Source organism: Lapidilactobacillus bayanensis, assembly GCF_003946695.1.
Classification (GTDB): domain Bacteria; phylum Bacillota; class Bacilli; order Lactobacillales; family Lactobacillaceae; genus Lapidilactobacillus; species Lapidilactobacillus bayanensis.
The window spans coordinates 26,621-41,278 of the sequence record NZ_RHOX01000006.1; the positions used below are offsets into that span (position 1 = coordinate 26,621).

The 14,658-nt window shown below is 41.3% G+C and carries 12 protein-coding genes and 1 other annotated feature; of the genes, 8 read left to right on the top strand and 4 right to left on the bottom strand.

The features are described from left to right. Positions 1–120 precede the first annotated feature (120 nt). Together EKM65_RS03325 and EKM65_RS03330 are read right to left on the bottom strand one after the other, a co-directional pair. Positions 121–2,208, bottom strand: a complete 2,088-nt coding sequence (locus tag EKM65_RS03325; RefSeq protein WP_404803119.1) for an Orn/Lys/Arg family decarboxylase — start codon at positions 2,206–2,208, stop codon at positions 121–123. 78 nt (positions 2,209–2,286) lie between these two features. Continuing rightward, on the bottom strand, positions 2,287–3,210 hold the full coding sequence (locus EKM65_RS03330) for an FAD:protein FMN transferase (protein ID WP_125605481.1): 924 nt from the start codon (positions 3,208–3,210) through the stop codon (positions 2,287–2,289). 421 nt (positions 3,211–3,631) lie between these two features. On the opposite strand from EKM65_RS03330, the gene EKM65_RS03335 reads away from it, so the two are divergent. The 3 genes from EKM65_RS03335 to EKM65_RS03345 all read left to right on the top strand — a co-directional run bounded on the left by EKM65_RS03335 (position 3,632) and on the right by EKM65_RS03345 (position 6,515). After that, entirely contained in the window at positions 3,632–4,105 is a 474-nt protein-coding gene (locus tag EKM65_RS03335; protein WP_164506799.1) for a flavodoxin, read from the top strand. Between the two features lie 175 nt (positions 4,106–4,280). Beyond that, a complete protein-coding gene (locus EKM65_RS03340; RefSeq protein WP_125605485.1) occupies positions 4,281–4,985 on the top strand; it encodes a response regulator transcription factor in 705 nt (234 codons plus the stop codon). 9 nt (positions 4,986–4,994) lie between these two features. After that, complete coding sequence (locus EKM65_RS03345; protein WP_125605487.1) at positions 4,995–6,515, top strand: HAMP domain-containing sensor histidine kinase; 1,521 nt, start codon at positions 4,995–4,997, stop codon at positions 6,513–6,515. Between the two features lie 678 nt (positions 6,516–7,193). Here EKM65_RS03345 and yidC read toward each other — a convergent pair. Beyond that, on the bottom strand, positions 7,194–8,147 hold the full coding sequence (gene yidC / locus EKM65_RS03355; RefSeq protein ID WP_125605490.1) for a membrane protein insertase YidC: 954 nt from the start codon (positions 8,145–8,147) through the stop codon (positions 7,194–7,196). A gap of 120 nt (positions 8,148–8,267) precedes the next feature. Further along, the gene (locus EKM65_RS03360) at positions 8,268–8,543 is read right to left on the bottom strand and encodes an acylphosphatase (protein WP_125605492.1); all 276 of its coding nucleotides are present in this window, start codon (positions 8,541–8,543) and stop codon (positions 8,268–8,270) included. A gap of 169 nt (positions 8,544–8,712) precedes the next feature. On the opposite strand from EKM65_RS03360, the gene EKM65_RS03365 reads away from it, so the two are divergent. From EKM65_RS03365 to pheT, 5 genes are all read left to right on the top strand, one after another. Next, a complete protein-coding gene (locus EKM65_RS03365; protein WP_164506800.1) occupies positions 8,713–9,507 on the top strand; it encodes a TrmH family RNA methyltransferase in 795 nt (264 codons plus the stop codon). A gap of 93 nt (positions 9,508–9,600) precedes the next feature. Beyond that, complete coding sequence (locus EKM65_RS03370; protein WP_125605496.1) at positions 9,601–10,101, top strand: HD domain-containing protein; 501 nt, start codon at positions 9,601–9,603, stop codon at positions 10,099–10,101. A gap of 51 nt (positions 10,102–10,152) precedes the next feature. After that, entirely contained in the window at positions 10,153–10,509 is a 357-nt protein-coding gene (locus tag EKM65_RS03375; RefSeq protein ID WP_125605497.1) for a winged helix-turn-helix transcriptional regulator, read from the top strand. A gap of 329 nt (positions 10,510–10,838) precedes the next feature. Further along, positions 10,839–11,064, top strand: a binding site (T-box leader). 71 nt (positions 11,065–11,135) lie between these two features. Then, positions 11,136–12,185, top strand: a complete 1,050-nt coding sequence (gene pheS / locus EKM65_RS03380) for a phenylalanine--tRNA ligase subunit alpha (RefSeq protein WP_125605499.1) — start codon at positions 11,136–11,138, stop codon at positions 12,183–12,185. Between the two features lie 2 nt (positions 12,186–12,187). Continuing rightward, on the top strand, positions 12,188–14,602 hold the full coding sequence (pheT, locus tag EKM65_RS03385; protein ID WP_125605501.1) for a phenylalanine--tRNA ligase subunit beta: 2,415 nt from the start codon (positions 12,188–12,190) through the stop codon (positions 14,600–14,602). The last annotated feature ends 56 nt before the right edge of the window (positions 14,603–14,658 follow it).

Consider the following 14,658-nt stretch of genomic DNA (forward strand, 5'->3'; position numbering starts at 1 on the left):
CCAACGCATGCAGTGTTCCTCCTACGTATTTCCTGGAGGCACGAAGAAGCACAAAAAAGAATAAAGCGCGTAAGACAAAACCCCGTGAGAATATTTCTCACGGGGTTCTTTATATTATTTTTATTTATTTTTAACGACATTAACCATTGGTGTGCCGTCGGTAGCGGTGTTGACGCCTTGGATTTCCGGAGTGAAACCTGGGAATTGTTGAATAGCGGTAAACAACGTCTTGAAATAATTAACAGCTGTTTCATGCCAAACTTCACCAGGTACAACGACAAAAATTCCTGGAGGATAGGGAAGTGCACCTTCAACGGCTATTCGGCCGATACAGTCGTTTAATGGCACTGACTCATAATTGCCCTTGACGAAGTTCAAATCAGCTTGTGCAGGTGTTAAACGGGTTTTACGAGCACGTGAATTAGTGAATAGTGCGCGTTGATTTGTAACAAGCTGATGATCAATGAAAAAGTCAGAAAGTTGTTGACAAAGTTCTGGCAAGGTCATGTCAAGATAACGCGAACCGGTTTCAGCAATTAGTTTTGGTAAGACGGCGCTAACTTGCTTGTTGGCAAAATAGTCCGCTTCAAATTCTTTTAGCACATTAAACAATGCTTGCCAATCATGGTCATTAGAACCTGGTGTAACCAAGAAAAGCATTGAATTAGGGTCAGCCTTTTCGGGAACAATGCCATGATCAAGAAGATAACGGTCAACAACCCAACCACAAATACCCAACGTTTTATCCCGTGGTAAAGTGACTGTTACTTTGAAAGGATCGAGATAGGCTTGGTTATTTTGTAAATTAGGGAAGGAATGCCATTGCGCAGTAGGATTTAGCTGCCATAGCTCTGGATTAGTGGTGATTTCAGTGAGATCGTGCTGCAATAAGTCGGGAGAATTAAAAGTTCCGAATAAACGTAACTGTTGGACTTGCTTCCGAAAACGAATTGAAGCCGCCAAGGCATCTTGCCAGATTTTTTGACCAAATGGGCCTTGATTTAAGGCGACGTTGACAACTAGTGAGGCGTAGACTGGGTAAGAGTAGCTGGTGGTAACATGTTTTAAATAAGCGTGGTTGAATTGTGCATGGGACACATAGCGTGCTTGGCCCTTGATATGACGGTCCTTTTTGTGGATTTGCGAAGTTTGACCAAAGCCAGATTGTTGCTTGTGAACCGACTGTGTGACCAAAATGCCAGGGTCGTCTGCAGTTAATGGTAGTTGTAGAGGGTCCATATCTTTCATTAACGGGCTAAAAGGTTCATAGCCACCCCAGGCAGCGTCAAAAAGCATGTAGTCAGTTAAATGACCAAATTTTGCCAGTAAAGTTTTAACGTTGGGAACTAAACCATCAAATGTTTCCAGTTCCATAACAGCTAACCGGAAAGGTCGTGGCTCGTTGGCCTTTTCTGGGGCAACTTTGGCAATCCACTGGCGAAGATTTTCCTCGGTAACGTCTTCGAGGCTAACTGGACCAATCAGGCCTAAATCATTGCGTAAGGTATCCAAATAAATTGGAATTGCGCCATTCATAACTAAGGCACCATTGTACAAAGATTTATGATTGTTACGATCGAACAAAACTAAATCGCCGGGGCTGAGAATTGCAGAAGCACAAATATTGTTACTACCAGTGGTTCCGTTCGTGACAAAGTAAGTTTTGTCAGCGTGCCAAATTTTTGCAGCCGCTTGTTCGGCCGTGAGTGGTGTACCGCCATGGGTTAACATGTCACCTAATTCGGTTAAGACATCGCTTGTATCGCTGCTAAAAAAAGTTTGACCATAAGCTTGTTTAAACAAATAACCTGCAGGCGCTAATTCATCATACTCACCGGCATGATGTCCTGGCGTGGCGAAACTAATCGGATTGCGCTCACTATAATTTAAGAGATCGCGTAGAAATGGCGGAATTTGCGCGGCTTCATATTTTTCGGCGGCGGTTTGAATTTGCGTTAAAATAGCAGTTGTTAATTGCTTGTTTGAGGTTGAAATAGCGTACCAAGGTGGTTCAGGAGTTGACTTAGCATTGATGATGAAAGTGGGAACAGGTAAGTGACTGTTCTGAATTTGCTGAATAATCTCTTGATCAGTGGCTTGAATCAGCAACGCATTGTAGGCAGCAATCGGGCGTTGATCAATAACGGTTGCATCCGTTAAACTGAACCGCTTTTTTAATGCAAGTGTCGTACCAAGTTGCAGTAGCACAAGAACCATCTCTTTCTAACTTAATTATAAAAGGCTAATGTTGTTTATTTTGCTGAATTTTATTTTTTGGGTGTGGTTTTAATTGACCGTGATAAGATCGACCAAGCCGTCGGAATAGAAAACTTCGTGCGCATCGTTGATTAAAACAACGTCAATATTAGGGCGCCGATTAATTTCTTGCAGAATAGTGGCGGTCGTTTGGTTGAGTAGACGTAGTGACCAAATCTCGCCGTCAATTGCGCGATCAGAAATAATGGTCAGATTGGTGATGTCAGTGTCAATTGGCCAACCGGTTTGTGGATTAAATAGATAAGAATAGACTTGGTTGTTTTTGATCAATGCGCGTCGATATGGTTGCCGAGTGGTCAAGGATTTATTCGTTAGCGTGACGAAGGCGCAAGGTTGCTCAGTCTCAGTTGCACCAATTGGCAAACGCCATTGTTGATCGACTTGCCGTGATGGTCCTAGAACAGTCAAGCTACCCGCAAAATCAATTAAGGCCGCGTGAACTTTAACGCTGTTGAAATAGCTGATTAATAAATCAGTAACATAGCCTTTGACGAGCGCGCTTAAATTGAGTTGCATACCAGTTTGACTGAGAAAAACAGCATGCTGATCGTCATCAAGAATGATGCTAGCAGGATCGGTCAGCGGCAGCCAATCATGAATTTCTTCCGCGGCAGGAATTCGCGCATCGGGGTAGCCAATCTGCCACAAGCGAGTAAGCGGTTCTAAGGCAATATTTAAATTACTGGTGCTTGCTTGACTATGATGTTTGCCTAATTTAATTAATTCATAAAGTTGTGGTTCAACAGAAACCGCTTTTGAACCAGATTGACGATTAATCGTTGCAATTTGGGAACCATTACGCTGATCGAAACGTTGTGCGTAGATCTTAAGACGTGCGCCAGTTTCATTAAGAATGGCGTCGGCGTTGGCGGATTCAATCATGATGTTAACAACATGATTCAAAAAATAGAATTGACGTTTAGCACGTGGCATTAATTGACCTCCTTAATTTTTTGGCTCATCTAAATTTGGTTGTTAGTTAGCATTAATCAACTTCAGAATACCCGATATCAGCAGCAGCGTCAACGCATTCACCAAGTTATCAACAGCATCAATTTTAGTTTTTTTGAGGGCGGTGTCGTGAGATGAGTGTATCAGCGTGAATTCTATGATTAAGCCGTTCTGTTCGCTTAAAAGTCTCGTTAGGTAAAACTACAAATCTAATCGAATCAACGAGTCAGATTAATTCTCAAGTTCAAATTAACGAGCATATTACTTTTCAGGCTTAGTATTGTTACACTGCTCTTATGGCATGGTAGAATTCTTTCGTGCCTATCGGGATTTTACTTGCCTTCTAGTTAGGACTAAGGGTTAAACTAAGGATAGTAAATAAAGTATGGAAAGAAGTTTTACAATGTCAAATGTTAATAAGTCTTTAGTCGTTTATTATTCTGCTTCCGGTAACACAAAAACAGCCGCTAGCAAAATTGGACAGATAATTCAAGCTGATGTTGTCGCCATTCAACCAGCGACGCCATATCCAGAAGCATACGCAGATTTAGCAGCGGTTGGTAAAAAAGAAATTGATGATCAAATTTTGCCAAATTTAGCACCACTGCCGTTTAATTTGAAGGCGTATCAAACAATTTACGTTGGTTTTCCAATCTGGTGGGATCAGCCCCCAATGTTAGTGGCACGTTTCTTGCAAGAAAAGGACCTAGTTGATCAACAACTCGTTGTTTTTGCGACCAGTTATTCAAGTACGATTGAGCAAAGTTTGCAGATGGTCAAAACATGGACAGAAAATTCAGAAATTAAAATTTTAGGTGGTTTTTTAGCGAATTCTAATCAAGAGATCATGACTGGTTTGGCAGCCTTAAAAAAATAAACCGGTCGTTGTGACAGCTAGATTTGATTGTCGGATAGACGCGTGTGTAATCGTGATAGCAGCAGTTGACTTTTTAGAGCAATTCGAATATATTAGAAGAATATGAGAGTTAAAGAACTTAAACTTTTAGATAAATTATAAAAAAGATCTCATTTTATGATGTCAATGTTAGGGGTTGTCTAAATTAGACGCGCGTAAAAAAATACTAATTATTGAAGACGAAAAGAATCTGGCTCGTTTTCTGGACTTGGAATTATCGCATGAAGGTTATGAAACTAGTGTTGAGGGGAATGGACGTTCAGGACTTGAGTTGGCTTTGAGTCAGGACTGGGACGTTATTTTGCTTGATCTAATGTTGCCTGATCTTAATGGGTTTGAAGTTTGTCGGCGAGTTCGTAAGGAAAAGACGACGCCAATTATTATGGTAACTGCCAAGGATTCCGTATTGGATCGAGTTGCTGGTTTAGACGACGGTGCTGATGATTATTTAGTTAAACCGTTTGCAATTGAAGAATTGTTGGCGCGTTTACGTGCTTTGATTCGGCGCTCGGAATTGGGCAGCCAGTCCAAACAACCAGAGCAGAAGCAAATTGTCTTTCGTGATTTAATTATTGAACCACAAACGCGGACCGTTATTCGAGGCAATGAAATTATTCAACTCTCAAAACGTGAAGCGTCATTGTTATTGATTTTAGTCGAAAATGCGAACTCAGTTATTTCGCGTGATGATTTATTGCGGAATGTTTGGGGCTACAATGAGCAAGTGGCGACGAACGTTGTCGATGTTTATATTCGTTATTTACGGAATAAGATTGATCGTCCTAACCGTCGCAGTTATATTCAGACTGTTCGCGGTACTGGTTATGTCATGCATTCGTAGGTGATTCTTTTGGCCAAAAAAGAGAAAACAACTGAAAAGAAACGATTTCGTTTGACGTTACGAGTTAAATGGTCAGTGGCAGTTGGTCTGACCATCTTTTTGACGTTTATTATTTTTGCTGGCATTATGTATGCCTCATTCTATAATAATTTAATTAATCAAGAGGAACAGACGACTAAGCAGACTGGTGATTTAATTGTTGAGCGTTTGAGTAATTTTTCTAATAATCTTAAAAGTGGCGACGTGATGCCGCTGATGACGCCAGAATATGATAGTAGTCAAGATCAAAACGCCGCAACAAGTGCTTTTCAAGACACGATTATGAGTCAATTATCACGTTCGGATATGACGGTGCAGATTTATGATCGCGATGGGCAGCAGCTCTTTTCTTCGCAACAGTCAAGTAAGGTGACATTTAGATTTGAAGATCAGCAACAAGTAAAAATTGTCCGGAAGAATGGGCATCGGTTAATTGTGGCAACGATGCCGGTTTATGCAGCGGCGAATCATCAGTTAATTGGCTATGTCTTCATTGTTAATTCCATGGATAACGTTCGGCAATCGACGCAAACATTACGATTACAGATGTTTGTTTTAGGGGTAGTCGCTGTTTTATTTAGTGCCTTAATTGGTTATGTCATTGCTTATCGTTTGTCTAAACGAATTAACGTGATTTCAAACACGATTGAAGAGATTGATCGTTCACCAGAATCAGCGGCGCGCATTCCTAAGTTTTCTGGAAACGATGAGATTAATGACTTGGCTACTGAATTTAATCAGATGTTAGATCAAGTTCAACGCTATATCGAGCAGCAAAAGCAATTCGTCGGCGATGTTTCGCATGAATTACGGACGCCGGTCGCTGTGATTGAGGGCCATTTGAATTTATTAAACCGTTGGGGTAAAGATGATCCAGAAGTTTTGAATGAATCATTGCAGGCGGCAGCACAAGAAGCTGAGCGTATGAATAGCTTGATTGAAGAAATGTTGCAATTGACACGAGCCGAGCAAGTTGAGTCGAAGCACGTCCAAGAAGTGACAGATGTACGCGAAGTGATTATGGGTGTGATTGATAGTATTCAAATGCTGCATCAAGACTTTGCGATTTTGTCTGACGTGGAAATGCAAGCCAATGTTTCTGTAAGAATGAATCGTAGTCATTTGGAGCAGATTCTGATCATTCTGTTGGATAATGCTGTTAAATATTCAACCGACCGCAAAGAGATTCATTTGAGTGCGGATACCACTCCCCAAGCAATTAATATTATTGTTCAAGATTTCGGCTTAGGCATCTCGTTAGGAAATCAACAACGGATTTTTGACCGCTTTTATCGTGTTGATAAAGCACGTTCTCGTGAACGTGGCGGAAATGGCCTGGGATTATCAATTGCTTATCGGCTGGTCAAGGCTTATGGCGGTGAGTTAGTCGTGGATAGTGTCGAAGGCTCAGGTTCAATGTTTAAAGTAACGTTGCCAATTGTTGTGAGAGACAACGGGAATGAAGACGTTGAGAAAGATAGTGACAACTAGAACTGCTGTGTTGCGGTTCTTCGCGCTTGTACAAAGGTTGTAGATGGAATGTGAGGGTATCGTGGCGGCAAATAAATACTTTACGCTGGAACGTAGTGGGCGTCGATTTGAGCCGAAACGTGCTACAAGCAACTGATGGCAAGTAATTTAATTGAAAATATTGCTGCATTGGTTTGCATCAATTTTTCCAATTAAATTAATGCCATCAACCCGTTGCTTTCCGCACTCTCCGATTGAAATACAAATCGTCTCAAATACGAGCCTTAATGTAGGCAATAAATTGCCAACATTAATGTCACTACTGAGCGGTATTTATTTGCCGCCACTCAACTAGCGAGAGGGCAACCTTTGCGCGAACGCTGAATTGACGAGTGGTTAGACTACTTTCAATTTTGAAAAGTATAAATTAGAAGTTTGGTTGTACTAACGCACTTTAGTCAGTGCCGGAGGGAAATCGCGGTCAGCCGCGGTATTCTTGTTAGTGGTTTACCACTTACAAGAAAGTTTGTATTTGAGACAAATCGGTCTTTGATTTGGCTCAAATCAATACTCGCAGCGTTCCACCAGCGCATTTCCCGTAGGCACGAAGAAGCTCAACATAACAGTTTTAGAACTTAGCGCATGCAACACACAAAAAAGACCGTTCGCAATTGCGAACGGCTTTTTAATTATGGAAAGTTATTTACGTTGTTGTTTACCAGCGTTGCGCGCACGGAGATCTTCGTGTAATTGTTGCACGTCGGCGGTAGCTTCAGGATTATCCGAAGTTGTTTCAGTTGGAGCAAAAGAATTTTCGTCGACAACGGTCACAATCGGATTTTCTTTCAATTCGCGGTCAACGGTTGCCTTAATTTTGGGCTGAACAACAAAAGTTGTAATGATTTGTTGCACTAAAATCATGATACCACCAGCTAAAAAGTAGAGCGCTAATGCAGCGGGAGCGAATAAACTGATGAATAAGGTCATCCCTGGTCCGATAATCAGCATGGACAGCATCTGTTTACGTTGCGCTTCAGGAATGCCGATTAACGACAATAGTGATTGAACAACGTAGAACAAAGTCGCAATGATAGCCAAGACGATACTTGGCTTACCTAAGGAAAAACCGAGGAATGTTTGCTTAGTAATCATTGGTGAGTATTCAACGGCTTGATACAAGGCTGCAAAGACTGGTAGTTGAATTAGCAATGGCAAGCAGCCTAAGCCACCAGTCATACTCATATTGTTCTTAGAATAAACTTCCATGGTTAATTGACTGAGACGTTGTGCTTCTTGTTGACTAGCGCCAGCTCGATGCTTTTGAATCAAGTCAATCTGTGGACGAATCGCGTTCATCTTTTCAGTTTGCCGGGTTGATTTTTGAACCTGATTCAACATGATTGGTAACAAAATCAGTCGAACGACTAAGGTAATGATGACGATACTCCAACCATAGCCGTCTTTGCCGCCTAATGCGCCACCTAAGCCAATGATCAGCTTCTGCATCGGAATGGCTAAGTATTTATAAATCGAACCGTAGAAAAATCCGGTTGGTGGCTTTAAATTTTGATATTGGTTAGCACATCCGCTAAGTAGCAGTAGTAGGCCTGCGAACATACCTGATAGGATGATGCCTTTTTGCTTTCTTTTCATTAAAAAATCCCTTCCTTAACTTCTAAGAACACACTATACCGAAAAACGGCATCAATTTCCAGTCTAATCCGTGATATTAGCGGATAATTAAAAAGTTAAGTGAGGAATTTTATAAAAAGATTACTGGATTTTAAATCTACCTAAAGCTGGTTCGGCTTCGATTGCCTTTTCAGCGACATGATCAACGTGTCCACTTGGTGTGGGTGATGCTTTAATCGCGCCAATAAATTTTTCTAAATTGGCTTCTTCACCACTTGCTTCAATGTAGACCGCGCCACTATCAAGGTTGGTCACAAAGCCAACAATATTCATTTGATCAGCGACCATTTTGGTCATCCAGCGAAAACCGACACCTTGAACACGCCCATCGACAGTTAATGCAATACCCCGACGCATATTAAACACCTCATTTATGAAATAAACTAACGAATATGAAATAGACTGACAAAATTAAAAATTTTACCAGAACGTTCACGTTTATCTTAACAATTATTTATTTTTAGCTCAACAGAAGTGACTGTCAAAATAAATTTCTGTTATGATAGAGAACAAGTGAGGAATGAATATGCAAAAAATTGAATCAGTCAAAAATGACCAAATTAAAAAAATTAATAAGCTGAAACAAAAGAAATACCGCCAGCAGGAAGGTCAATATTTGTTGGAAGGTTGGCATGTGATCAAAGAAGTGTTGGTCAACCGCCCCGAGGATGTTGAACTCATCTTGACGGTGCCTGATCACTTAGCGGAATTGCGCCCATTTTTAAAAGCTAATTCTGGGGCCGTGATCGAAATTAATGAACGTGTCGCTACAGTGTTAAGCGATACAGTTCATACTGACGGAATTTTTGCGGTGGCCCAGTTACCCGGATTTTCAGATGAGACGTTACTCAATCATGAGAACAAGCCTTGGTTAGTATTGGATCAAGTTCAAGACCCCGGTAACGCCGGAACCATGGTGCGAACTGCCGATGCAGCCGGTTTTGCTGGCGTGATTTTTTCAGCAGGAGCGATTGATCCCTTTAATAGCAAAGTTGTGCGTTCAATGCAGGGAAGCCAATTTCATCTAGTGGTAGCGCAAGTAGCCGACCTCAATCATTTCTTAGAAATGCAACGACAACAAAATTACCGGATTTTCGGAACTTTAGTCGATAATCAAGCAACAGATATTCGTCAAATTACTTTAAGTGATCAACGTTATCTGTTGATGATGGGTAATGAAGCACATGGTTTATCCTCAGAGTTGGCGACGATTGCTGATGATAATCTTTACTTGCCAATTTTTGGTCAAGCTGAGTCCTTAAACGTGGCGATTGCGGCGGCGGTTTTGATGTATCAATTGCAAATGCAAGCCGACTTATAAAAGGTAAGCCAATTAGTTTCCTTTTCAAATTAAAGTTGTTACAATAGCAATTAGTTAAGTTGATGTGGATGACAAATTCAAGGAGTAGTGTAGATGACGGAAGAAAAACCTTGGCTGCAAGATGATGAGTATATGGCTTTGGTTGATGATTTGTTAACGACGCCGCAAGTACAAAAGTTGGCGGAGTTTACGCAGCACCATTATACAGATCGGCTGCAACATAGTTTGCGGGTTTCTTATTACAGTTACTTATTGGCGAAGAAGCATCATTTAGATTATCGGGCAACTGCTCGAGCAGGCTTATTACACGATTTGTTTTATTACGATTGGCGAACGACGAAGTTTAATACTGGTACGCATGCCTATATTCATCCGCGGATTGCCTTACGTAATGCTGAGCGTTTAACCGATTTATCTGCTAAAGAAAAAGATATTATCATTAAGCATATGTTTGGTGCAACGCTGGCTTTGCCTAAATATCGTGAGAGTTGGATTGTTTCATTGGTCGACGATTATGTGGCGGTTAAAGAAGTCGGTGTGCCATGGCGTGGCAAAGTTGAGCATCGCCTCGCTAAAATTAAATCAATTATTTAGTTCCGTTTTAGTTATGTTTGTTGTGCTTTGAATTAGTTTGGAGGAATTGACATGGTTGGACCCCATGAATTTGCAACCAGTGTGGCAGTTGATGAACCCTGTCAAATTTGCCCGCGGTTTGAAAAAACGTTTGAATTATTAGGCAAGAAGTGGAACGGTTTGATCATCAGTGTTCTGTGTGAAAATGATCAACTTCGTTTTAAAGATTTAGCTAAATCAATTACTAAGTGTTCTGATCGAGTTTTAGTCGAACGCTTAAAAGAATTAGAGAACGAAGAGATTATTGCTCGCGTCTCTACTCGCGAAGGTCATCAAGTTGTTTATTCATTGACAGATAAAGGCCACGCTTTGATGCCAGTTATGGATGCTGTTCACAATTGGGCCGATCAGTGGGAACCAGTCGCCTAGTCGATTATTGAATAGGGAAATGCTAACGGGTGAGGTTTAAATCGTGCGAAAAGCAACTGGCGGGAGTGAATTTAAGCGTGAATCTCCTTGCGTTAGCACGCAATGATCTTCCCGTTTAAATACATACCGCCAACCCGTTGCTTTTCGCGCTCTGATTTGAAACGTGCTGCGAACAACTGCTGGCAAATAATTTAAGTGAAAATCTTGCTGCGTTAACACGCATCAATCTTTCCATTTAAATTAATGCCAGCAACCCGTTGTTCTCCGCACTCTGATTTCAATAGGGCTTGACTATCAAAATGGCTCATTGTAAGATGAAAACAGTTGAAAAGTGTACTTTGAAGAAAGCTAATAGTGTTGTGAAACAGGACAGAGAGGTAATCAATTGCTGAGAGGTTATCGTTGTGTAGCTGCATGAATTCTTTTCTGAGTTAATTTCTGAACAACCTTCGTTAATTAAGAAATTACGTTAGTCGCGTTATGACTTTAAGTGTTGCTTGCTATTTGCAGATAGTGGGCAGAAGTAGGGTGGTACCGCGATGCCTCGTCCCTTGATTGGATGGGGCTTTTTTTGTGCATTAGAAGCTCTGGATATTTGGAAATAGTAGTTATGAGGAGGAAGTCAGATGTCTTTAAAAGACCAGTTAGAACAATTGCGTCGAAAGGGCGTACAAGATATTAGTGAGACTGATTCGCAAAAGCGACTCAATGAGATTCGTGTGAAGTTACTTGGTAAAAAAGGGCCGATTACTGAAGTCTTGCGGGGAATGAAGGATTTAACACCTGCTGAACGGCCGACAGTTGGTGCATATGCTAACGAAATTAAGCAAGATATTGCTGAAGCGATTGATCAGCGTTTGCATGAACTCAACAAGGTTGCTTTACAACATCGTTTGCAACATGAGACTGTTGACGTCACGTTACCAGGACGACCAATTAAAACGGGGACGCCCCATATTTTGAACCAAATGATTGATGACATTGAAGAACTATTCATTGGTCTAGGTTATCAGGTTGTTGATGGCCCTGAAGTTGAAACAGATCATTATAATTTTGAAATGATGAATATCCCTAAGAATCATCCGGCGCGGGATATGCAAGACACGTTTTACATTACCAAGGAATTATTAATGCGGACGCAAACTTCACCTAATCAAGCACGAACATTGGAAAAGCACGACTTTAGTCAAGGCCCATTGAAGATGATTAGTCCCGGTCGTGTTTATCGTCGTGACAATGATGATGCCACTCACTCACATCAATTCACGCAAATTGAAGGTTTGGTCATTGATAAGCACGTGACAATGGCCGACTTAAAGGGAACGTTGGAAGTTTTAGCAAAGCATGTTTTCGGTGAAGAGCGTAAAATTCGTTTGCGGCCAAGTTACTTCCCATTTACTGAACCCTCAATTGAAGTTGATATTTCTTGCTTTGCTTGTGGTGGTGAAGGTTGTAAAGTTTGCAAGTATACTGGTTGGATCGAAGTTTTGGGTGCAGGAATGGTCCATCCCAATGTTTTGAAAAATGTTGGCGTTGATCCAGAAGTTTACGGCGGCTTCGCCTTTGGCTTGGGACCAGATCGTTTTGCCATGTTGAAATATGGGATTAATGATATTCGTCAATTCTATCAAAATGACTTGCGCTTCTTACATCAATTCCAACAGGAGGCTAAATAATTATGAAAATTTCTTACCAATGGTTGAATCAATTCGTTGACACAGAAAAGATTGATCCGCAGAAACTTGCAGATCAAGTCTCTTTAACTGGGATTGAAGTTGCTAGTGTGATTGCGCCGGATGCTGGTTTGAAAAAGATCGTGGTTGGCCATATCTTAAGTACAAAACCACATCCAGATTCTGATCATTTAACCTTGTGTCAAGTTGACATTGGTGCTTCTGAACCGGTTCAGATTGTTTGTGGCGCGCCTAATGTGGCGGCTGATCAATATGTGATCGTCGCTTTACCCGGTGCTAGAATTGCCGATAATGTCAAAATAAAACGCGGTAAAATGCGTGGTGAAGCTTCTGAAGGCATGATTTGTGCTTTACAAGAAATTGGTTTCAGTGATAGTGTCGTTCCGAAAGAATTTCAAAATGGGATTTATGTTTTTCCTAATCCTGAACCAGTGGGCGAATCAGTCTTTGAATATTTAGGGATGACCGATCGTTTAATCGATTTTGATATTACGCCGAATCGTGCGGATACTTTAGGCATGCACGGCGCAGCTTGGGAAGTGGGTGCGATGTTGCACAAACGACCACAATTTCCAGCTGTTGAGATTAGTGAAGGCAACACCAAGACCAGTGATTTATTAAACGTCACGGTTGAAAACAAAGAAGCCGTGCCACAATATTTATTAAAAGTTGTTCAGAATGTTAACGTTCAACCCAGTCCACTTTGGTTACAAATCCGTCTTTGGAATAACGGCGTGCGGCCAATTAACAATGTGGTTGATGTAACCAACTATGTGATGTTGGAATACGGTCAGCCATTACATGCGTTTGATTATGATAAGTTAACGAGCCATGAGATTTTAGTCCGCCAAGCGCATGATCACGAGCAACTTGTGACACTTGATGGTGAAAAGTGCGAGTTAGTTGCGGACGACATTGTGATTACCGATGGTCAAGATCCGGTTGCTTTAGCCGGGACTATGGGTGGTTTGAACAGCGAAATTACAGCTGCTACGAAGAATATTGTGATTGAATCTGCCGTTTTCAATGGGACTAGTATCCGGAAGACGGCCCAACGGCATAATTTGCATACCGAAGCAACGATCCGCTTTGAAAAGGGGATTGATGAAAGCTCAACCGAAGAAGCTTTGCAACGTGCCGTGCAATTAATGGGTGAATTAGCTAATGGCCAATCTAGTCAAGGCGTTCTAGTTGGCAATCAAGTTATCCCGGTTGCTAAAGAAATCGTGGTTGTTCCTAAACACGTTAATCACGTTCTCGGCACAGAAATCAGTGCTGCACAAATGGCCAGCATTATGGATGACTTAGGTTTTGCTCATCAGGATCAGACCGACCAGTTATTAGTAACCGTGCCAATTCGACGTTGGGATATTTTCATCGAAGCCGATTTGATTGAAGAGATTGCCCGTCTTTATGGCTACGATAAGTTGCCAAGCACGTTACCAGTTGGTGCGCAAACTATCGGCGCTTTTAACACTAAGCAAACGCTAATTCGCAAAGTTAAAAAATTGTTGTTGGCCAATGGATTGGACGAGGTGATTAGCTACGCGTTAGTTAATGAACAAGAAGCTAGCGCCTTTACCTACGAGCAAACTGCCGATATTAAATTAGCTTGGCCAATGACGCAAGATCATGCTTATTTGCGGCAAAATTTGATTAGTGGTTTACTAAATGATTTGCAATATAATTTAGCCCGCAAACAAAATGATGTACAAATTTTTGAACAGGGTAATGTTTTCCACAAAATTAATGACGAGCAACAACCAAATGAAATTCCGACACTCGCTGCACTTTGGTCTGGCCAAGTTAGTGCGGCTAGTTGGTTAGGTAAGTCTCAAGCTGTTGATTTCTATTACGTCAAGGGTGTTCTAACAGACTTATTTGAAAACTTAGGGATTGCCGATTTAGTAACTTATCAGGCTGATGCTGCCATTCCTGAGTTACATCCGGGCCGGACGGCTAAATTGCTATTAGGCGACCAAGTTCTGGGTTTTGTGGGTGAATTACATCCAACTTTCCAACATGAATTGAACTTGCCTGAAGCTTATGTGATGCAATTAAACTTAGATGTCATCTTAGCACAAGATTTACCAGTACTTGTTTCTCAAGCCGCACCTAAATATCCAGCAGTCGAACGTGATTTAGCGCTGATCGTTCATCAACAAGTGACGAACGCAGAAGTCGTTAATGCGATTAAAGCTGCCGCTGGTAAATATCTAACTAATGTGCAAATCTTTGATGTCTTCACTGGTGAAAATATTGGTCTGCACAAGCAGTCATTAGCTTATCGACTTCATTTCCAGAATCCAGAAGCAACATTGACCGATGAGCAAGTAACCAATGCGATGGCAAAAGTAACGGCCAAATTGCAAACCGACTTTGCGGCCCAAATTCGTTAATGAAGTGTTGATTCCAATTAACAAAATGAATGTGTCGTGCTGACAATGATGGGACT

Excerpts from the sequence above, each read along its gene's own strand:
- EKM65_RS03330 (WP_125605481.1), bottom strand. The coding sequence starts at position 3,210 with ATGCCACGTGCTAAACGTCAATTCTATTTTTTGAATCATGTTGTTAAC.
- EKM65_RS03360 (WP_125605492.1), bottom strand. The coding sequence starts at position 8,543 with ATGCGTCGGGGTATTGCATTAACTGTCGATGGGCGTGTTCAAGGTGTC.
- EKM65_RS03365 (WP_164506800.1), top strand. The coding sequence starts at position 8,713 with ATGCAAAAAATTGAATCAGTCAAAAATGACCAAATTAAAAAAATTAAT.
- EKM65_RS03375 (WP_125605497.1), top strand. The coding sequence starts at position 10,153 with ATGGTTGGACCCCATGAATTTGCAACCAGTGTGGCAGTTGATGAACCC.
- pheS (WP_125605499.1), top strand. The coding sequence starts at position 11,136 with ATGTCTTTAAAAGACCAGTTAGAACAATTGCGTCGAAAGGGCGTACAA.
- EKM65_RS03335 (WP_164506799.1), top strand. The coding sequence starts at position 3,632 with ATGTCAAATGTTAATAAGTCTTTAGTCGTTTATTATTCTGCTTCCGGT.
- pheT (WP_125605501.1), top strand. The coding sequence starts at position 12,188 with ATGAAAATTTCTTACCAATGGTTGAATCAATTCGTTGACACAGAAAAG.
- yidC (WP_125605490.1), bottom strand. The coding sequence starts at position 8,147 with ATGAAAAGAAAGCAAAAAGGCATCATCCTATCAGGTATGTTCGCAGGC.
- EKM65_RS03370 (WP_125605496.1), top strand. The coding sequence starts at position 9,601 with ATGACGGAAGAAAAACCTTGGCTGCAAGATGATGAGTATATGGCTTTG.